Here is a 20,218-nt window from a genome sequence, read left to right as displayed (position 1 = left end):
ATGAATCTAAGATGTCGTGTCGAATTACTGTGGGTTGGTTGTCCAAATACCGGCTACTTTTAATTGAACCCGTGGAGGCAGTTTCAATGCGGCTAATGTCAGATCGGCCAAATCTTGCGGTTGAAGCATGCGATCTTCATCACCAATAGGCAATCCTGCATTTGCCGCCAGTTCTGTATTGACAGTGCTTGGAGTCAGCGCGGTGACGCGAATGTTAGATTTGCGAACTTCCTGCATCAGTGCTTCCGTGAAGCCCATCAAAGCAAACTTGGATGCGCAATATGCCGAGCCTGTTGCAAAACCTCGTTCTCCTGCCGTCGAGGAAATATTAATAATGTTCCCGCTCTTTTGTGCCAGCATGCTTGGAAGAACAGCATGTGTGACATAATAGGTTCCCATCAGGTTTACGCGAATAATACGTTCCCACTCTTCGGGGTCCATATCTGCGACTGTGCCAAAGGTAGCAATGCCTGCATTATTGATCAAAATATCGACAGCGCCCAGCTCATGTTCCAGTGAAGCTACAGCGGCAGCGGCCTGTGCGCGATCCGATATATCTGCAACGGCACTCACCACTTTCACACCGTATGTACTCCCCAGCGAATCCTGCAGCTTTTGCAGGTCAGTCAATGTTCGTGAGATTAATCCCAGGTTAACGCCTTCCTTAGCTAAAGTTTCGGCAATTGCTTTACCGATTCCTTTGCTGGCTCCTGTAATAATGGCTGTTTTATTCTTAAGTTCCATCCAGTCTCCTCCTTTTCACTCCATAACGTGGTTGTGCATGTGAGCACATGGTTACATTATACAAGGTTAAACTCATTGAACCAAACTTCGCCTCTGATGAGGTATTCATCTAGAGGTCTCCTATTTGGAAATATTAATATCCCCTGAGGTGGTTTCTACCTTTATCACGTTCACACTACCGGGAACAGATTCGGGAATATCTATACTCCCAGAGTCAGAGTGGACATTATAAACACCTTTAAAATCGGGAGCTTGTTTAATCTTCACGTCACCAGAATCAGCATTCACTTCCAAGTTGGCTACGGCACGTTGTGTAATATTTGTCTCCCCTGAGGTTAGGGAAATAAGGCCATTACCGCTATAATCGCGGATGGTAACATCGCCTGAAGTAAGCTTCAACTCCATATCTGCTGCAAGCTGACTGGCTGTAAAATTGCCGGATGTTAAATTTGCGATCAGGTGGGTACTTTGGAGGTTTGTAATCTCGGCAGTGCCTGAAGTAGCGGTGATGGAAGTATTCTGCACGGAGGCATCTTGAAGTTTTACATTCCCTGAATGTGCATCTACCTGTAGGTCAGTTAGTGTTTCGCCGGAGGGCATCTCTATGGTAATCGTTTGATCCACATCAGGGGTGATCGAAAGAAATGACAAGGAAGCGGCCGGCTCCGATTGAATCGTAAGCTTACCGTTCTCAATTCGGGCATTATGAATTTGGTCGGCTACTTTTGTCTGAACTTCTCCACTAATGCGTATCGTACCTTGGTCGCCAGAGCCGGGAGTAAACAAAATAGAGACATCATCAGAACTTTCCACTTTCAGCTTCTGTAGCTGACCACGTGTGAACGTCCATTTTTTGTTAATCGCAGTTGTTTCCTTCATGACTTGTTGACTCCATGGGGCACCGTAAGCCACCATTCCGGCTACACCGATCACAATGCACAGACCTGCTGCAATAAACCACTTTTTATTCATGTTGTTAGTAAGCTCCCCTCAGGGTAGTCTGATTCCATTTCCAGTATCGTACTGTGCCCTTGACCATAAGGAGTAAGAGATAACGTACTCCAGGCAGCAGCAATAGACCTATACCCGTCATCGTGATAGAGAAAAAGAATTTGGCCGGGTAAAAGGTGCTGTTTAGTGCATAATCAGTAACGGCGAGAAGGGGGGCTGCAATGAAGCTGACCGATACCACGGTCAATGAAGCCCATACTGCCCATAGGGTAGCCATAATAGGGATGGAGATTAGCAAATTGAGAAACAGCAGCCCTAAGAAAGTAAAAAGATTGCGTGCGAAGCTTCCCTGACGAAGCGGAGGAGAAGCGTTCCAGGCTGCATTGGGATCATCCAACGCTTCTCGGGCAATATCCTCCGGGTTACCCAGCTCATTGGCAATCTCACTTTCGCTTTTGCCATTAACCAACCCGTAGTCAAAATGCTGGCTCAAATCACTAAGCAGCTCATTGCGTACCTCTGCAGGGAGAGGAGAAAGACGCTGTTCCACCTCTGTAAGAAACTGTTTTCTATTCATCGGAATTTCCTTCCTCCAGTAGGCTTGCGACATTATGGACAAAATCATTCCATTCCCGCGTAAGTATTCTTGTATAATGACTGCCAGTATCGGTCAGCCGATAATATTTGCGAGGAGGCCCCTCGGTCGATTCCTGTAAATACGTTGTGCAGTATCCTTCTGATACCAGACGGCGGAGCAATGGATATAGGGCTCCCTCAGCTACTTCAATATGACGGGAGACGGCTTGAGCCAACTCGTAGCCATAACGGTCTCTGCGTCCAATTAGAACTAGAACGCACAGTTCCAGTACCCCTTTTTTGAATTGGATGTTCACATTCACGAGCGGTGCTCCCTTCCTGGATGTTATCAATAATTCATAGGTGTCGTTCGGAATAAGGGGAAGAAACGTGTGTTTGTGCATAATTTGTCACGGGTACTAATTATAGAACAGTAGTCAGGTATAATTTAACATCATGTACTGATTAATGCAAGGTACTAAATTTTTAATAATAAAATATTTGTGCCGAAATGGGCAGATTTTCTTTCTTGAAGGCTTTATTGAATAGCGAATGTTGTAGAAAAAAGTATTTTTATTTGGAAATTACTCGAAATATGGCTGGAAGCACAAATAGGATGCTACTTTAATTTCATTCATTAAAATGATAGATTGTAAAGTATTCAATAGGGTTAAATATTACTTTTTATGAAGAGGTGGGTAAAGGGTGGATTGGAAACATTGGTATATGGAACTGGAACAGGATGATGAGTCTTGGGATGTATCTGAGGAGATTGTTCTGCGTGGTGTAGTACATCTTAATTTTTGCGGGCAGCCCTCGGAAGTAGAAGTCGAATTTATCGTGGGGGCTGACTCCGAAGAACAGGCACAGACTATAGAAGAACCTACACAGTTGCAAAAAAACACATGGGAGCAGTATATGGAATATTCGTCAGCTATTCATCCTCAAGTGTTGGAGTCCATACACCATCATTATGCTGGCATAGTGGAAAAGTACCGGAATGCTTACAGTATATGGGGAGAGGACCCAGATGAATATGCGCCTTATGTGGAGCGGCCGGAACAATTGCTGGATCGAATACAGCTTGTGTCTATACTGATTTCCGACTCATCGGCAAAGGATGAACTCTATTTGAATTTTAGTTGCTCCTGGGATCAAGAACATGGCTTAGGCGTACATATGAAGGAGATGAAAATGGAGCATATTCAAGGCGTTTATACATTATATGACCTAGAATAAATCCCCTTCCCGGCTTTTAGCAAAAAGGGCCGGAAAGGGGAATAGGATATGGTGAAATGATGGCGCGATTCGATACGATAAAAAAATTAGTTGGATACAGCCAATGCAGCCCGGGCTGCTTGAGCCGCTTGTACCATTAGTCGCAAGGCGGCGATAGATTCCTCCTTGGTGCGGGTTTTCAGACCACAGTCCGGATTAACCCAGAACAAATCTGATGGCAGTACGCGCAGGGCACGCTGGATCATGCTTAGCATTTCTGATACATCGGGGATGCGCGGACTGTGAATATCGTACACGCCCAGACCGATGCCCTTGTCGTATACCTGATCTTCAAAGCTGACAATCAGTTCTCCGTGACTTCGCGAAGTTTCAATAGATATAACGTCGGCATCCATATCGGAGATGGACTGAATCATATGCTGAAATTCGGAATAGCACATGTGCGTATGGATTTGGGTCGCAGGCTCAACGGTGGCCGTGGTCACAAGGAAGGCTTGAACCGCCCAATCCAGATAGGCTTGCTGTTGTTCTTTTTTCAGCGGAAGTCCTTCACGAATTGCAGGCTCATCGACCTGAATCATGCCGATGCCCGCTTGTTCCAGTGCCTCTACCTCTGCCCGTAATGCCAGAGCCAACTGTAAAGCAACTTGACTACGAGGAATATCGTTACGTTCAAAAGACCAGTTCAAAATGGTCACAGGGCCTGTAAGCATTCCCTTAACAGGCTTGGAGGTTAACGATTGGGCGAATGCCGTTTCTTCCACGGTCATGGGCTGATCGAAGGAAACGTCTCCGTATATAATCGGCGGTTTAACACAGCGGGAGCCGTAGGACTGCACCCATCCGTTTTGCGTAAAAGCAAAGCCGTTCAGCTTTTCGCCAAAAAATTCAACCATATCGGTCCGCTCAAATTCCCCATGAACAAGCACGTCAATGCCAATGTCCTCTTGAATATCAATCCATTCCTTAATTTGCTGTTGGATGAACGCCCGGTATTGCTCGGCTGACCATTCTCCTTTGCGATAGTGCAGGCGGGCCTTGCGGATCTCGGCGGTTTGCGGGAAGCTACCAATGGTCGTCGTAGGCAGTGGAGGCAACTTCAGCTTATTTTGCTGAATCTCACGACGCTCGGCGAAAGGAACGCTGCGTGACAGAGGCTCTTTTGCCAACAGGTCGGCCAGATCGGCAGCTGTCTGTACGCGTGCCGCTGAACTGTTGAAACGGGCTACCGCATCCGCACTTTGCTCAAGCTTGGCGGGTGCGGAAGGATCGTGTTTGCCAAGTGCAGCCGTCAGGACGGCGATTTCCTCCAGCTTTTCATCGGCAAAGGCCAGCGCTTGCACCAGCTCCTTGTCCAGCTTGTGCTCTGCCTCCAGACTGACTGGCACATGCAGCAGACTGCATGATGGCTGTACGATAAGCTGTGCGGCAGTGGTTTGTTCTGCTAACTGACCCAGCAGGGCAGCCACAGCGTTCAGGTCGCTTCGCCATATATTGCGCCCGTCAATAACCCCAGCGCCCAGCGTTTTTCCTTTAGGGAAGCCATGCTGCAATATATGCTGAAGATTTTCGCCATCATCATACACAAAATCAAGACCCAGCCCCTGTACCGGAAGTGCGGACAGACGCTCATAATGGTCCAGGCTGCCAAAGTAGGTTTGCAGCATTATATTCAAGGAGGGCGCAGCTTGAGTCAAAGCTTCATAGACTTCCTGAATAATGTCCAAATCCTCTGCCGGGAATGAGGTGGTTAGGACAGGTTCATCGATTTGGACCCACTGAACGCCTTCTGCCGCTAGTTCAGACAGGATACGGGTGTACAGTGGCAGGAAGCTTCGTACGATGGTGGCCAAATCCTTACGATCATAGCCTTTGGATAAGGTAACGAATGAATAGGGGCCGATGAGGACCGGTTTCCCATCAATGCCTAGTTCTTGTTTTGCTTCACGATAAGCCTGTAAGGGTTTATTTTCAGTGAACACCGGGACTGCGTTTGCCAATTCAGGAACGATGTAGTGATAATTGGTATTCATCCATTTGGTCATTTCACTGGCGGTTGCTCCCTTCTGTCCACGAGCGATCCCAAAATATACGGACAGAGGAACCGGACCTGCGGGACGATGGTTGAACCGTTCGGGTACCAGACCGAACATTACAGATGTATCCAGCATGTGATCGTAATAGGAGAAGTCTCCGACAGGAATGCGATCAATCCCCTTGTCACGCTGCTTGCTCAGATGCTCCAACCGTAATCTTTTCATCTCCGTCTGCAGTTCGCTTTCGTTAATGCTGCCGTTCCAGAAGCGTTCCAGTGCTTTCTTCCATTCCCGGTTTTCGCCGATACGCGGATATCCCAGATTACTGCTAATCAAGCCGGACAATTCAGGCCATTCAATAATGGACATGTACTTTTCCTCCTAGTGGGTAGCTGTTTTATTTTTACGTACCAAAAAAGGCATTCTTCCCCCAGAGTTAAAAATAAGTAGGGGAAAGAATGCCTCCGTGATTAAAAAATCAAAAATACGGCGACTGCTCTTAACACCTCCCTATCTTCCGTAGGTACTTGCGATGTTGTTAAAATAGGCAGGTCTCCTGACTTACGGATCATGACTCTCAGCATTCCTTCCCGGTCTGTGGACCAGTGGATATATGAACAGCTGAAAGTTCCCCGTTTACAGTGGCGGGACCGTGCCGGATTTGCACCGGCTTCCCTTTTAAGCCTGATCTGAATAGAACAGACACCTATCTCCAAGCTATGCGGTTAAGGTATGACGAATAATTATGCACTCGTATACTTGTTCACCATCATAAGTGAAACTTACAGGATGCGCAATAGAAACTCCAATGGAAACAGTTAGCTATATGAAAAAAAGACAAGCCTTACCCATGATGGGGACTTGTCTTAGATATATAGCATCTTGCCGGGTAAACTTCGCGTTAAGCCAATGAAACGGTATAGCCTGCCTGAATACTGGCTTTTACATCTACCAGACGCTGGTTGCGACTGCCCCGGAAGGGAAGGGTCAGGTCTTTTTGCTGTTCTACAAAACGACCATCCACAATCACATCGCACAAAAGCGCTAGCTCCTGTCGCTCCTGATCTGTGAGTAAATCTTCATAGACAAAGCCAGTATAAGCCCACACGGTTCTGTCGGGACAGGCCTCGCGGAAGTCACGCACAAATTGCGAGCATTCTGCTGCTGAGAAAAACGGATCTCCCCCGCAGAGAGTCAGTCCGTCCAACAACGGATTATCCATGATGTCACGAATGACTTCCTGTTGTCGTTGGGGTGTAAATGGCTCACCTGCACGGAAGCTCCACGACGCTGGATTAAAGCATCCGGGACAGGCATGACGGCAACCGCTAATAAACACGACAGTGCGCAGGCCGTATCCTTCGTTCAGAGATTCCGGAATGTAGCCACACAAATTCACTTATGTTTCACCCGGTCTCGAACTTCTGCCTGTTTTGCAGCATTAAAGCGAACGGTATAATCTCCTGTCAGATATCCGGTTACCCGACGTAAGCGCTGAAAGTGTGTATGCTCCTCATCTGTGCCACATTGGGGGCAGCTTGTCCCGATAATCCCTTCATAACCACATTCCGTACAACGATCCACCGGGTGGTTGATAGAGAAATAGCCGATGTTCTGATGCAGCGCGTACTGAACAATTTTAAGAAACGCATCCGGGTTATTCCGCGCATTGCCGTCCAGTTCGATGTATGAAATCGCACCAGCGTTGCAGAGGTTATGGAACGGAGCTTCCAAGCTGATTTTACGAGCAGCCGGGAGCGTATAATACACGGGAATATGAAAAGAATTCGTGTAATATTCTCGATCATTTACCTCAGGAATAATTCCGAAATCACGTTGATCCAGCAATGTGAACTTGCCCGACAGACCTTCGGCAGGCGTAGCGAACAATGTAATATTTAAATTGTGATATTCACTCATTCGATCGCAATACACGCGCATGGAAGTGATGATTCGCTGTGCCTCGCGGTATACGAAATCATCCTCCCCGTGGTGTTTCCCGTATAGTGCCTTCATGCACTCAGCCAGCCCGATGAACCCGATCGAAAGCGTACCGTGCTTTAGTACGCTTCCCACCTTATCATCTGGCGCCAGTTGTTCTCCACCTTCCCATACCCCTTCGCGCATCATAAAGTCCGAGGCTTTGGCCGGTTGGCTGGTCTGGATTTGATAGCGATGGATTAGGCCATCCACCGCAATGCGCATAACTTCTTCCAGTCTCGCATCAAAGCGATCACGGTCAGGTGTCAGGCGTTTGCCTGTGCAAATACCATACTCAATGCCAAGCCGCACCAGATTAATGGTATTGAAGGAGAGATTTCCCTTGCCACTCTGCCGGTTTCTACCGAAACGGTCAGAAATGGTGCGGGTACGGCAACCCATTGTCGCTATAATGGTATCCGGGTCATCAGCACGGTAAAAAGGCAAGTTGAAGGTAGCATCCACATTCACAAAATTGGGATACATCCGTCTGCTAGAGCATTCTACCGCCCGTAAGAACAAATCATAATTGATGTCGCCTTCTGCCTGGTTGATTCCCTCTTTGCATTGGAAAATATGCTGCGGAAAAATAGGAGTTTCCCCGCTGCCCAAGCCGCGAATAGTGGCCTCCAGCAGCGATTGAGTAACAAGCCGTCCTTCAGCAGACGTGCACATTCCGTAATTCAGTGAAGTGAATGGAATCTGTCCACCTGCCCGACTGCTCATGGTGTTCAGGTTATGAATGAGCGATTCAGCAGCCTGCCGGGTTTCCGTTTCCGTTTCTTCGCGTGCGAATGCGTATGAACGAGGGCAGACTTCTTGCAAATGGGGATTGGCCATATGTAGTTCATCGTCAGACAGATGGGATTCTATCTCTTCCTCGAACAACCGAAGTCCTTTGCGCAGATGTTTGCGGAAGGACCGGGCAACGTATGGGGCAAGGTCCCAATCTATTTTGTTGGCGGAGACACCTCCGAATTGGCTGTTTTGCTGAGATTGGAAAATAATGGCGACCAGTGCCATAGCGGACATAATCGTTTGCGGTGTGCGCACAGAGCCGTTGCCTGTATTGAAGCCGTCTCGCAGTAAACGACCAAAAGGGATAAAGATACAATTCGTAGTTCCGAGCGCATATTGGTCCAAATCGTGAACATATACATATCCGTGGTCAATCGCGTTCGTCAGTTCAGGCGGAAGTACCCGCAGGCGCGCATACCATTTGGCATACTCGGACCCAAGCTTGCTCATTTTGCCGCTGAACGATTCTCCATTCAAATTTGCATTCTCCCGCAGCATGTCCAGATCTTGTGCCCCAATGACCCGCTCGCCGATGTCGTATAATTGATGTTCCTCCAGCACCTTCATCGTAAAACCCTCCATATAGTAAAATATATATATTTTTCACAAAAACAACATATTGATGATATCTTGTGTTAACCAATTGTTTCGATCTATATATTGTATATACGTATACATTGAGAGTATGTGACTATTGTCACATTGGTAGGAGCGGGCAGCATAAAAAAGCCAGATACAGAGTAAGGGACACATCCACGGATATGTATCTTACTCTATATCTGGCCATCGTAGTTGCGATGAAAATGATAGGCTTGCGAGTACATAGTATAGGATCTTGGGATATTGTTTTGAGAAGGTTTAGAGTAGCTTTTTCAACTGGGACACCCGGCCTTGGGAAATATCTAGCATTTCGGCATATACTTTTTGTGGCAGGTTCGGGTGTTCCTGAATCAGCTTGCGTAGCTTTTTTACCATTTCACCTTGCTGCACTCTAGATTGCTTGGGTTGCCAGGTTGTATTGGTTCGGGTCGGCTTAGAATCTTCTTGAGCCTGGATAGCATCGGTGCTTGTGGCATGCACATTTTCATCGGTCTTTAATACCTGGATGCACTCTGCGCAAATAAAGCTGTCGCGAAAATAAGTTAAATAATCCACTGCGCCGCAAAATTTGCAGGAGACACCGGTGTATTTTCTTAGTACAAACCCTTCTTCATCTACGAAAAATTCAAGTGAATCACCGATATTGATATCCATTGTAGTGCGCATTTCCTTAGGGAGTACAATCCGCCCCAATTGATCCAGAGGCCTTGTCATTCCGGTATTTTTCATTAGCGCTTCCTCCTTCAGTGATATATCCTGATTATACCAAAAAATATTATTTTTAGCTTTGTATATTGAAGGTAAAATACAACTTTTTTTGTCTTTATGCTGCGGTCTCTCTTTCAACCAGTATAGGATGTTTTCGGTATTGTTGCCGGGGTACCCCTTTTTAGCTATGATATATTAAAACGCTTTCATAAATGAACTTTTTATCATCTTAATTAAGCTAAGGAGATGACGGATATGAGTCATGAAACAACGGGTATCGAATATTTATTTCAAGATCCGAAGATTCATCTGGATGAGCGTGTACGGGATCTCGTTTCGCGACTAACCTTGGAGGAAAAGGTTGAATCCATGTTGCAATACCAGCCGGCCATTGACCGACTGGGAGTCGCAGCTTACAAGCACGGTACGGAAGCGGCACACGGGATAGCGTGGTTAGGTGAGGCGACTTCATTTCCTCAGCCTGTAGGATTGGCATGTACTTGGGATACGGAATTAATGCGCCTCATCGGCTCTGTTATCGCAGATGAGGCACGTGTTTACTATCGTCGTGATCCCAAATTAAACGGTCTGACCCTGTGGGCACCTACGGTGGATATGGAGCGTGACCCGAGATGGGGACGCAATGAGGAAGCTTACGGTGAAGATCCGTATTTGACGGGAGAGTTGTCAAAGGAGTTAGTCAAGGGGATACAGGGGGATCATCCGGTATATTTGAAAGCGGTTGCCACTTTAAAACATTTTCTGGGTAACAACAATGAAGTGGATCGGGGAAGTGGCTCCTCCAGTATAGACCCGCGAAACCTGCGAGAATATTACCTAAGAGCTTTTGAAAAGCCTTTTACGGAAGGCGGCGCACAGTCGATGATGACTTCTTACAACCTGATTAATGGAACGCCTGCTACGTTATATCATGGGGTTAACGATATTGTCAGGGACGAATGGGGGATGGACGGCTTTGTTGTAAGTGATGCGGGTGATGTCATGGGGATTGTCAACGATCATCAGTATTACGATTCCCATACGCTTGGCGTGGCCGAATCTATTCGGGCGGGAATTGACAGCATTACAGATGATGCGGAGCTCTCCAAGCAGGCGATTCGAGAAGCTTTGGCGCAAGGAATGCTACAAGAAGAAGACTTGGATCGGGCATTGTTCCATACGTTCCGTGTCCGTTTTCGTTTGGGGGAATTCGACCCGGCGGCAGACAATCCTTATGCCTTGATCGGAGAGGAGGCTCTCATGACAGAGCAAGCCCGTGAATTGTCGTTGCGTGCGGCGAGGGAGCAGATCGTACTGCTTAAAAATGAGCATGAACTCTTGCCATTGAACCCTGCCCGGTGTGGCAAAGTAGCGGTCATTGGTACGCATGGCAATGAGGTGTACCGCGACTGGTATTCCGGTACGCTGCCCTACCGGGTTACACCGCTGGAGGCGATTCGCGCCAAGCTGGAAGGCGAGGACACGAAGGAACGCGTCGTGTACCGTGACGGTAAGAATCGCGTGACCTTGACGGCGGTGAATGACGGAGCGAAGCTCACAGTCGATTCTTCCGGTGAGATGCGCCTGTCCCAGGATGGAGAGCCCACAGTATTGACCATGACGGATTGGGGCTATGGCAGTGTGACGTTACATGATGAGCATCTGGGTACTTACGTGACGAGTGATGAGGAAACGCTCCGTGTTACAGCTGATGAAGCGTATGGCTGGTATGTCAAAGAGGTCTTTGGGCTGACTCCTGTTGGACAAGGAGAGCATCTGTGGACAACATGGAATGGCAAACCAGTGATTGCCGGAACGGAGGGCTCATTAAAGGTAGTGGAGGCTGAAAAATCTGCACTTAACGCTGTAGAGAGTAACGCCTCGACATCCTCGACATCCTCGACATTTTTAGGACAGAGCCAAACATTCCAGGTAGAGACGGTGTCAGATGGTTTAGCGGAAGCGATAGCCGCTGCGCAAGCGGCAGATACAGCAATTGTATTTGTTGGAAATCACCCGCTCATCAATGGAAAGGAAGAGAATGACCGTCCAGGCTTGGAACTGGCAGCTTCCCAGCAACGGCTTATCGAGGAAGTGTATCGCGTCAATCCGAATACGATTGTGGTTCTGACGGGCAGCTATCCATTTGCCATCCCTTGGGTTCAGGAGCATATTCCAGCGATCGTATACACGTCTCATGCGGGACAAGAGCATGGTACAGCAATAGCGGATGTGTTATTTGGAGACTACGCGCCAGCGGGGCGTTTGAACATGACCTGGGTTCAGAGCGAGGATCAATTGGGCGACATCAAAGATTACGATATTATTCGCGGCGGTCGTACCTATCAATATTTTGAAGGTGAATCCTTGTATCCGTTTGGCCATGGATTGACGTATTCGCCTTTTGAATATAATGACCTGCGTACGGATGCCCCAAAGGATAGCGTAAAATCTATTGCTGCACTGGATGCCGTGGATACGCTCCAGGTGTGGGTAGAGGTGACGAATAGGGGCGTAGCTGCTGGTGAAGAGGTTGTACAACTCTATGCACGGCCTGGTGCCTCACGAGTAAAGCGACCATTGAAGACATTGTACGGTTTTCAACGTATTCGCTTAGAGGCAGGCGAGACGCGAACGGTTTCCTTTACGATTCGGATGAAGGATTGGGCGATTTGGGATGTTACACGGGATTGCTATTGCGTTGAATCGGGTGAATATACACTGCTTGCAGGCGCTTCCTCAGCGGATATCCGGTTGGAGCACCCTGTGTACGTTCGTGGCGAAGTTATTCCACCACGCCAAGCTGGACGAAGTATCCGCGCTGAAAACTTTGATGATTGCTCCGACATCGTACTGGATGAAAGCAAGGAGCAAAGGGAGGCCTGTGTACGTCCGCGCATACCTCAACGTTCCGGTTGGATTGCCTTTCATGGCGTAGACATGGATACGGTGAGTGTGGTCGAGCTTCAGTGTCGCGTGTCAGGCAACAGTAGCGATGCCACATTTGAGTTGCGTTTGGATGCACCGGACAGCGAAGCTGTGGCACGTGTGAACGTGGGCAATACAGGAGGGGCGCAAGCATGGGTTACGCTTTCGGAAGCGGTACATTCAGTCTCTGGCACACGTGATGTATACCTGTTGTTGAGCGGGGAAGTGCGGCTAGCTCATTTTACTTTGGGCGCTAATGCTACAGAGGATTCCGGCTTTCAGGCTTGAACTTACTTCTGACATCACGTACAATGCATTCAACGAAGTTTCTACAGCTTAGGGGTGTCATCTCATTTGAATAGTGAAAAACGACTACGCACCGCAACGCCCAAATGGCTTGGGGTGGCGGTAAAGGCGCTTGTCTATTTGGAAAAGCACGGAGAACTCTGTGCCAGCGGTTCTATTGCCCGTTCCATTGACTGCGAAGTCACTTTGGTGCGCAGGGTGCTGACGCGACTTGTACAGGCAGATTTGATTGCAGCACGCGAAGGTCGTGAGGGAGGCTATGTGCTTACCCGTTCGGCCGACCATATTACACTTGCCGATATATACCACGCCATTGAAATATGTGATCCGATTTTCCCGGGTATGATGCATGAACCGGAAACCAATCCTTTTTGTGAGGAGTTGGCGATAGCCGTATCCGAAATTTTAGCCGAGAGCGAACGACGTATGCTGGAAGTATGGGGGTCCCATACGCTGGCTTCGCTTGCCAATCGTACATCACTCGTGGTGGGAAAATGCAATCATAATGAAGATTCAAAATGATAATAGCCGATACGACTCTCAAAAGAGGGTTGTATCGGCTATTTCTATGAAATGGTCATGCCTCAAAGTATGTTTCATATGAGCAAACCCGGTTACGTCCTGCATTTTTAGCTTCGTATAGTGCTTTATCTGCCTGCTCCAACAGGGCTGCCCCGGACATATCTTCCCCGGTACCAGGAAATGTCGTCACACCGATGGACACCGTGACCTTAAGAACAAGACCATCCGCTAAAATAAACTCGTGCTGATTTACTCCACTAAGAATCTGATTAGCTATTCGCAACGCTTGCCGAAAAGCACAATTTGGCAAAAGCACGGTGAATTCTTCCCCCCCGCTGCGGGTGACTACATCATTAGGACGACATTTTTCCATTAGAATCTGCCCAAGCTGGCGCAGCACTGCATCTCCTGCCGCATGCCCATAGGTGTCGTTGACTTCCTTGAAGTGATCAATATCCAACACCAGTACAGATAAGTGCTCATGACGTTGACGAGCTTGAGGGAGCTTCTCTTCCAATGAAAACTCAAGCTGTCTTCTGTTGCTTAAATTAGTGAGATGGTCTGTGTAGGAGGTATGCTCCAGTCGAAGTAATAGCTCATTGGATGTGTTGATAGATTCAGCAATGAGGTACAGAAGACATCCGCCGATCATGGATATGAATAATTGGAGCGGATAAACATGCAGAACATCATCAAGATTCTTCAAATTAATCATAAGGGAACAGAATATAATGCCCATAGCAAAAACGTTCATAATCATCAGCTTGGGTAAACGTGACCAGGACAGATGTGACAATAAAGCGCACCCCAGCCCAACGAGCATCATAAAAATAGCGCCTACGATGGCTTGAGTGTTGATACCAAACAGCAATAATCTACCTACACATATAAATAGGGTAGCCATGAGCGTTGCTGGGGCGCCGATGTACGTTGCGGTAGCTACGATGGCCAAATGACGAAGATCGGCAATCGTATTAAATCCTACTGGAATTGAATAGTACATCATAACAATGCCATAGCACCCAAAAAGGCCGCCTCCGATCCAATGTATCTTACGCTTCAAGGTGTGCAGACGGATTTTATATCTTTGTGATATGAGGCCAGTTATGTACAAAAAGGTGACAAGGATACAGGTATTTACAAAAAACGTACTGAACAAGATGCTAACCCTCCCGAGAGGCATATTTCTTCATTTTATCAAAAAAACTGACATTAAGCTTGAAAATGAAGAATTTATTGAAATTTATTACGCTGATGCGCTTATAACGTTTCGTTCACGTGTTTGGTGCATAACTGGGAATAGATTGAGCATACTCCAAAGATACAAGAATAAGGAAAAATAGGCGGTATCTATTGCTGCCTTACTGGAGATGAGGTTTGCTCATGATTCGCTATCCCTATCGCAAACATAATAAAAAGTCGGGTGCGGACAAGAATAATAAAAATTCTTCACGTTCTTTAAAGATCGAGGCTCATGTGGATACCAACTTGCAGCAAATTAAGGAATCGACGTCAAACAGCCCAGACTTCTTGATTCGCCGTTTTAATGTGGGACTGAAGGCGGATGTACCCGCCGCTATTGTATTTCTAGATAGTATGGTCAAGACGGATACGGTGAATGAACTCGTCATGAAATCATTGCTTAGCCGCCCATCTGCCGAGGTGGCTGCTGAGGTGGAAAGTGCAGAAGAGCTTTACAATCGGATACAGGCTCACGCGCTGGAACTGGGTGAAGTGAAGGAGTGCGATGATTGGGATTCCATGATGGAACAACTCTTGATGGGAGATACGATCATTTTACTGGAAGGCTGTATAAAAACCATCGCATGCGGCACACGTGGAGGAGAGACGCGGGCGGTTAACGAGCCCTCCACACAGTCTGTCGTTCAGGGGCCGAAGGATGGATTTGTGGAATCCCTGTTCACGAACGTCTCTCTTGTACGTCGGCGTATTAAAAGCTCCGATCTTACGATGGAGATGTTCAAAGTGGGAAGTACGTCCCTCACGAATGTGGCCATACTGTATATGAAGAATATTGCAGATTCAAGTGTTGTAGATGAAGTTCGCGAACGGATAAAAGCCATCAATATTGACGCCATATTTGAATCCGGCATGGTAGAAGAGATGATACAGGACCAAAATCTCACACCTTTTCCAACGATCTATAACTCGGAAAGACCAGATACGATAAGTAGCAACATTATGGAGGGTCGGGTGGCACTCATCGTGGATGGGAATCCATTTGTACTGGTAATGCCTACTGTATTTGCTCAATTTTTTCAAAGTTCTTCCGATTATTCAGAACGTTACGACATGGCAACTGTCGTCCGTGTCATCCGGTATATCAGCTTTATTATTCTGATTTTGGGGCCTTCTCTCTACATCGCCTTAACCACTTATCATTATGAAATGATACCAACCCCACTGCTCATCAGTATACTAGCGCAGCGGGAATCCGTTCCTTTTCCGGCCTTTCTGGAGGCGTTTATTCTGGAAATCACTTTTGAAATCTTGCGAGAAGCCGGTATTCGAATGCCCCGTGTGGGCGGACAAACGGTATCCGTTATCGGTGCGCTTGTATTGGGACAAGCGGCTGTGGAGGCTGGAATTGTCACCCCGCTGCTCACGATTGTAGTAGCGCTGACGGGGATTGCCAGCTACGCGATTCCGACATATAACATGGCGGTAGCCGGGAGACTGTTCCGGTTTGTTTTTATGGTGCTGGCTGCATTTATGGGGCTGTATGGCATTACGTTGGGGCTCATTGCGCTGATCGCTCATATGAATAGCCTTCGCTCCTTTGGGGTGCCCTATATGGCCCCTTTCAGCCCCTTTGTGCTGGAGAGTCAAAAGGATGCCGTATTGCGAATGCCGTTTTGGATGATGCGGAAACGTCCTAAAAGTATTACATCAACGAATCAGACACGAATGAAGGATGGAAGCGGGATTTCCCCTTCCGATAAAACTTCACCGATGCGGGAGGGGGGCGCTCAGGGTGCATCTGGAGAAGGGGAGTGAACGAAGCGCAGTAACCTTTAAATGGAGAATATGGATGCTGAGTTTGGTGGGGCTACTAGTCATGCCGCTTCTCTCTGGCTGCTGGGATTCAGTGGAGTTGAACCAGCGGGCAGTAGTCGCGGCTATAGGCATTGATGCGGATGGGGAATCGGATTATGAGGTTTCCCTACAGATTATCGTAGCGGATGAAATTGCCGGGGCTAAGGCCCGAGGAAATACCCCAGTCGTGCTGTATCAGCAAAAGGGAAGCAACCTTTTTCAAGTAATTCGCAAAGCTTCACAGAAGATTCCGCGGGTAGTTTCTCTGGCCCATGCGAGGATTGTCGTTTTTGGAGAAAAGCTGGCTCGACGTGGTATCGGGGATACGTTGGATTATTTGGAAAGGGCTGCGGAGCCCCGACTAACGATGAAAATGCTGGTAGCACGCGGTGAAACGGCCAAGAACGTACTGGCATCCATGACTGCAATCGGTCGTATTCCTGCTAATGATATCTCGGGTAAGCTGGAAGCGTCCCAGCGTATGTACGCCGGGGATTACGCAGTGAGTCTAGACGATGTTATCCGGAGTATGTCCAATAAAGGTAGTGGCCCTGTCCTTACTGGTGTAGAAGTAGAAGGTAATTTGGAGCAGGCCCACCTTAAGGCTAACGTGGATAGTATTTTGCCCGAAGCGATTGTTAGCATCAAGGGTATGGGAGTGTTCCAGAAGGATCGTCTCATCCAATGGCTGGACGATGACCAAGCGTTGGGACTATCTATGGTGAATAACAAGGTGAAAAGTGCTGAAACCGCGTTGAGCTGCGGCAAAAAAGGTGAAATCATTGGAATCGAAACCTTGTATTCTAAAACCCATGTACACAGTCTGATCGAGCAAGGGAAGCCGGTTTTTGTTATTAATTTGGAGCAGACCGGGACGATTCAGGAAGCCGAGTGCTCGATTGACTTAAAAAGTCCAGAGGTTATGTATAGCTTGCAGAAACAGTGGGGAGAGGAAACAAAAAAAGTGATTACTTCAACGGTTAAGGAGGTTCAGCGTAGCCGTAGTGATGTACTCGGCCTAGGCCATGCACTGGAGAAAAGCCATCCTGAACAGTGGAAAAAACTCTCACCTGAATGGAACCGCTATTTTGCAGAAAGCACCGTTCGTGTTCAGGTGACTTCGGTACTGAAGCATACACAGTCACGGACTAACCCTTATTCGAAGGGAGAGTCCAATTAGTGAAATCGGGAAAGGAGGGAAGGCATTGAAAAAGATACAAATCGACGCAAAAGAGATGATTTCCCTGATGATGCTGTTTGAGTTGGGGACGTCCATGATGTCTATTCCCGGAAGAGATGCGGGCAAGGATGCGTGGATTGCTATTCTTATCGCCACAGGTTTGGGAGCCCTACTTTTTCTATGCTACGGCAGCCTTCACCGCCACTTTCCCGACCTGCTCATGACACAGTACTGCAAGGTGCTCCTAGGCAAAACTGCTGGGAGCGTGCTTGCCTTTTTATATATTGTGTTTTTTCTTTACGGCGGAGCACGCGATCTTCGAGATACTGGAATACTGATTGCCGATCGGACATTACAGCATACGCCGTTAACTATCGTCTGTGTCCTGATGATTGGTCTTGTCATGTATGTGATGCATTTGGGAATTGAGGTCGCAGGCCGGACGGGACTTATGCTGTTATTCTTGCTGCTGCTGCTGGGCTGCGCTACGAATATCATGATTTTATTGTCAGGTATTGTTCATATGAGCAATATATTTCCTATTGCCCAGCATGGCTGGCAGCCGATATGGGAGGTTGTTTATTCACAAGCCTTGATGTTGCCATACGGTGAGATGGTCACGTTTGCGATGATCCTTCCCACATTAAAGAAAAGCTACCGTGCCAACGGGGTTGGGGTCACCGCTGTATTGTTGGGAGGCGCAATCCTGTCTTTTGTTACACTGTCAAATGTGGTTGTGCTTGGGGAGGACGTATTCAAACGGGCCACTTACCCGCTGCTTTCTATGATCAGCAAGGTCGAAATATCAGATTTCGTCGATAGAGTGGATGTAATTGGGGTCATGACTGTCATTATTTTTGATTTTTTTAAAATTTTTATTTTCTATTATGCAGCGGTTAAGGCTGCTGAAGATGTATTGCGTGTTTCGTACCATAAACTGATCCTGCCGTTTGGGCTTATCATGCTTGTTTCTTGCGTGTTGATGACCCAAGGTTATCAAGAACATCTTGCAACAGGCGAGTTTGTACTGAAATGGATGTTTCCGGTATTTGCTGTGTTTTTTCCTTTCTTGTTGCTTATGGTGTCATGGCTGAAAAAGATCCGCAACAAAAAAAGAAAGGGGTATGCCTCGTGAGTCATCGTCTTGAAAACAAAACATACATCAGCACCGGACAACTGCTCATTCTTATGTTTCATTTTCTGATTGGGAACGCAGTCACCATTAATATGGATAGTTATATGCAGCGGGACACATGGATTATTCAACTCGTTGCTATGATTCTGGGTATGGTATTGTTCCGAATGTACTGCTACACAGCTGAAACGTTCCCTGGTAAGCCTCTCACAACCTATGCTAGCGAATTGGTCGGTCATACATGTGGAACAGTCATGGGAGTATTATATATTTTGTTTTTTTTATTTCTAACAGGTGGGAATTTGCGCGATGAGACAGAGCTGATTCGTATTTCCGTACTGGAGCAAACGCCCAACCTGGTCGTTGCCTTCCTTATGGTTTTGTGCGTAATGTATGTCCTTTGGTTAGGATTTGAAGTATTAGCTCGAACAGGACAAATAATGCTTATTGCAGTGGTGACCGTCATTTTTGTGGGGAATGTACTGTTGATTTTATCGGACAGCATTCATTTGCATGAGCTGACGCCGGTGATGGAGCATGGCTTTAAATCTGTGCTTCATTCAGCCATTAGGGAACATTTGGCATTTCCATACGCAGAAATGATTTGTTTTATGATGTTCGTGCCCCATTTGGAAAAAACGTCGCAGATGGCCAGAACAGGCTATGCGGGCATTATCGTAGGTGGTCTCGTTTTAGCTGAAGCCGCAATACTAAATGTGGCTGTTATGGGCACTGACATTGCACAGCGCTCCATCTTTCCTTTACTCAGCACATTTGGGAATGTACAGTTTTCAGAATATTTACAGCGTCTGGATGTGATTGTTCTGATGACGATGATTATCGGCGATTTTTTTAAAATTGCCCTGTTCTTCTATGCTGCGGTGCTCGGGATCTCCGATATTTTTAACCTCCCCTACCGGAAAACACTACTTTTTGTCGGGATCATTGTCTTACTGTGGTCACAGGTGCAAACACCCAGCATGATTGAGCACCTTGCTTTTGGACGATTATCGTTTATTTATATTCATCCGTTATTTGTTTACATCTTTCCCTTGCTGCTCTTTTTGGCCGCTCTTTTGCATCGAAGCAGAGTTAGAACCCGAGGAAGAAGCGGAAACTTTCAGAAAACGGGACCATCGTGAAAAAAGGAAGCGAAATCCGTACTCAATTTGTTTTTTTGCCACGGTCACAAAGAATACGAGCAGCATTCCTGACAAGACGATATATTCGGATGGACGCATAGTACTAAAAGCCAATGCCATGGGCTCCCATGGGGTATGAGTACCGAATAGCCAGTTCACTAGCAGATTGGTGCCGAGCATAAGTATCATAAAGAGGGTGAATATCCACAGTATTTTCATAAAATATTCCTCCGATGTGTATGGGCTGAGATGTACCATGTATACATTGTGTTGCAAAGCCGTTCAATTTATCCGATCCCATTGACTTGAAATAAAT

General features: G+C 47.1%; 17 protein-coding genes and 1 riboswitch. Of the genes, 7 read left to right on the top strand and 10 right to left on the bottom strand.

Annotated features, from left to right (window positions below; genetic code table 11):
• Nucleotides 1-24: 24 nt before the first annotated feature.
• From JOE49_RS04055 to JOE49_RS04040, 4 genes are all read right to left on the bottom strand, one after another.
• Nucleotides 25-744 (bottom strand): 3-ketoacyl-ACP reductase, encoded by a 720-nt coding sequence (locus JOE49_RS04055; protein WP_013312448.1) that lies wholly within the window; start codon nt 742-744, stop codon nt 25-27.
• Nucleotides 745-864: 120 nt separating this feature from the next.
• Nucleotides 865-1,716, bottom strand: coding sequence for a DUF4097 family beta strand repeat-containing protein (locus JOE49_RS04050; protein ID WP_209940607.1), 852 nt, complete (start codon nt 1,714-1,716; stop codon nt 865-867).
• 4 nt (nt 1,717-1,720) lie between these two features.
• Entirely contained in the window at nt 1,721-2,272 is a 552-nt protein-coding gene (locus tag JOE49_RS04045) for a DUF1700 domain-containing protein (protein ID WP_069080090.1), read from the bottom strand.
• The gene (locus JOE49_RS04040; RefSeq protein ID WP_209940606.1) at nt 2,265-2,594 is read right to left on the bottom strand and encodes a PadR family transcriptional regulator; all 330 of its coding nucleotides are present in this window, start codon (nt 2,592-2,594) and stop codon (nt 2,265-2,267) included. The genes JOE49_RS04045 and JOE49_RS04040 overlap by 8 nt, the downstream gene beginning before the upstream one ends.
• Before the next feature lie 382 nt (nt 2,595-2,976).
• Between JOE49_RS04040 and JOE49_RS04035 the strand changes: the two genes are divergently transcribed.
• Nucleotides 2,977-3,510, top strand: coding sequence for a DUF6985 domain-containing protein (locus JOE49_RS04035; protein WP_209940605.1), 534 nt, complete (start codon nt 2,977-2,979; stop codon nt 3,508-3,510).
• Nucleotides 3,511-3,596: 86 nt separating this feature from the next.
• Here JOE49_RS04035 and metE read toward each other — a convergent pair whose 3' ends face one another.
• The 4 genes from metE to JOE49_RS04015 form a co-directional block, all read right to left on the bottom strand.
• Nucleotides 3,597-5,915, bottom strand: coding sequence for a 5-methyltetrahydropteroyltriglutamate--homocysteine S-methyltransferase (gene metE, locus JOE49_RS04030; RefSeq protein WP_209940604.1), 2,319 nt, complete (start codon nt 5,913-5,915; stop codon nt 3,597-3,599).
• Between the two features lie 160 nt (nt 5,916-6,075).
• Nucleotides 6,076-6,271, bottom strand: a riboswitch (cobalamin riboswitch).
• 176 nt (nt 6,272-6,447) lie between these two features.
• Entirely contained in the window at nt 6,448-6,945 is a 498-nt protein-coding gene (gene nrdG / locus JOE49_RS04025; RefSeq protein WP_023990818.1) for an anaerobic ribonucleoside-triphosphate reductase activating protein, read from the bottom strand.
• Nucleotides 6,942-8,891 (bottom strand): anaerobic ribonucleoside triphosphate reductase, encoded by a 1,950-nt coding sequence (locus tag JOE49_RS04020; protein ID WP_023990817.1) that lies wholly within the window; start codon nt 8,889-8,891, stop codon nt 6,942-6,944. The genes nrdG and JOE49_RS04020 overlap by 4 nt, the downstream gene beginning before the upstream one ends.
• Nucleotides 8,892-9,182: 291 nt before the next feature.
• On the bottom strand, nt 9,183-9,653 hold the full coding sequence (locus tag JOE49_RS04015; protein ID WP_209940603.1) for an AbrB/MazE/SpoVT family DNA-binding domain-containing protein: 471 nt from the start codon (nt 9,651-9,653) through the stop codon (nt 9,183-9,185).
• Nucleotides 9,654-9,887: 234 nt separating this feature from the next.
• On the opposite strand from JOE49_RS04015, the gene JOE49_RS04010 reads away from it, so the two are divergent.
• Complete coding sequence (locus JOE49_RS04010) at nt 9,888-12,848, top strand: glycoside hydrolase family 3 protein (RefSeq protein ID WP_209940602.1); 2,961 nt, start codon at nt 9,888-9,890, stop codon at nt 12,846-12,848.
• Nucleotides 12,849-12,914: 66 nt separating this feature from the next.
• Nucleotides 12,915-13,388, top strand: coding sequence for an Rrf2 family transcriptional regulator (locus JOE49_RS04005; protein ID WP_013312437.1), 474 nt, complete (start codon nt 12,915-12,917; stop codon nt 13,386-13,388).
• Nucleotides 13,389-13,443: 55 nt separating this feature from the next.
• Here the strand turns inward: JOE49_RS04005 and JOE49_RS04000 are convergent, their stop codons facing one another.
• The gene (locus JOE49_RS04000; protein ID WP_209940601.1) at nt 13,444-14,547 is read right to left on the bottom strand and encodes a GGDEF domain-containing protein; all 1,104 of its coding nucleotides are present in this window, start codon (nt 14,545-14,547) and stop codon (nt 13,444-13,446) included.
• A 224-nt stretch (nt 14,548-14,771) separates the two neighbouring features.
• Here JOE49_RS04000 and JOE49_RS03995 point away from each other — a divergent pair, with 224 nt between their 5' ends.
• The 4 genes from JOE49_RS03995 to JOE49_RS03980 are packed head-to-tail and all read left to right on the top strand — an operon-like array spanning nt 14,772 to nt 19,902.
• On the top strand, nt 14,772-16,406 hold the full coding sequence (locus JOE49_RS03995) for a spore germination protein (RefSeq protein WP_160789017.1): 1,635 nt from the start codon (nt 14,772-14,774) through the stop codon (nt 16,404-16,406).
• Nucleotides 16,384-17,625 (top strand): Ger(x)C family spore germination protein, encoded by a 1,242-nt coding sequence (locus JOE49_RS03990; RefSeq protein ID WP_337194219.1) that lies wholly within the window; start codon nt 16,384-16,386, stop codon nt 17,623-17,625. The genes JOE49_RS03995 and JOE49_RS03990 overlap by 23 nt, the downstream gene beginning before the upstream one ends.
• Before the next feature lie 25 nt (nt 17,626-17,650).
• Nucleotides 17,651-18,760, top strand: a complete 1,110-nt coding sequence (locus tag JOE49_RS03985; protein WP_068938994.1) for a GerAB/ArcD/ProY family transporter — start codon at nt 17,651-17,653, stop codon at nt 18,758-18,760.
• Nucleotides 18,757-19,902 carry a GerAB/ArcD/ProY family transporter gene (locus tag JOE49_RS03980; RefSeq protein WP_025720332.1) on the top strand — a complete coding sequence of 382 codons (1,146 nt, stop codon included), beginning with the start codon at nt 18,757-18,759 and terminating at the stop codon, nt 19,900-19,902. Before JOE49_RS03985 ends, JOE49_RS03980 begins: the two co-directional genes overlap by 4 nt.
• On the opposite strand, the gene JOE49_RS26895 is transcribed toward JOE49_RS03980, so the two are convergent.
• On the bottom strand, nt 19,792-20,121 hold the full coding sequence (locus tag JOE49_RS26895) for a YczF family membrane protein (protein ID WP_071558103.1): 330 nt from the start codon (nt 20,119-20,121) through the stop codon (nt 19,792-19,794). The two genes, JOE49_RS03980 and JOE49_RS26895, sit on opposite strands and share 111 nt — an antisense overlap.
• Nucleotides 20,122-20,218: the final 97 nt, after the last annotated feature.

The sequence above is a fragment of the Paenibacillus sp. PvR133 genome, from assembly GCF_017833155.1.
Lineage (GTDB): Bacteria > Bacillota > Bacilli > Paenibacillales > Paenibacillaceae > Paenibacillus > Paenibacillus polymyxa_B.
Note: the sequence above shows the minus strand (reverse complement) of the source record. Positions and strands in the feature narration are given on the sequence as shown.